We start from the raw sequence: 440 nt of genomic DNA, 5'->3' as shown, positions 1-440 counted from the left end.
CTTTACGCCAGCATTTCCTGCTGAAGGAGATCGGGTAGTTCGCCGCGCAGAACCAGTAACCGCGCCAGCAGCATAAAGGACAGCGAGAATGCCGATAGTTGGCTGAGCGTTGGCCATGGCTGGCCCAATAGCCGGCTGACCGCCAAGCGCAGTGCAGCGATGTCAGCGTCAGACCACGCAGCAGGTTAAGCAGCATCCAGCCCAGCACGCCGCACAGCAGCGCCAGCACTACCGCCCCGTCCAGTACTGCCCACAACAGCATACTTCCGCCCATCAATCCGTCCAGCAGCGCAACTACAACTATCGTTGCTACGGGCAAATAGACCTTGAGCGGCCAGACGTTAGCCACCACGTCCCCACGCAGTACCCGCAGCGGCTGCGTCGCCAGCAGCAGGCGATAAGGCCGTAATCCCACCAGCAGCTAAATGCCGGTCATCGTC

1 pseudogene is annotated in these 440 nt (G+C 60.9%); it reads right to left on the bottom strand.

The annotated features are described in order from the left end of the window. Positions 1 to 11: 11 nt before the first annotated feature. Positions 12 to 421 (bottom strand): annotated as a pseudogene (locus ACU8YC_RS27905) (putative ABC transporter permease subunit YbbP); the annotation flags it as partial. Positions 422 to 440: the final 19 nt, after the last annotated feature.

This window comes from Citrobacter sp. VF227 (assembly GCF_052950715.1).
The sequence above is the reverse complement of the archived record's forward strand: the minus strand, read 5'-3'. Positions and strand labels throughout refer to the sequence as shown.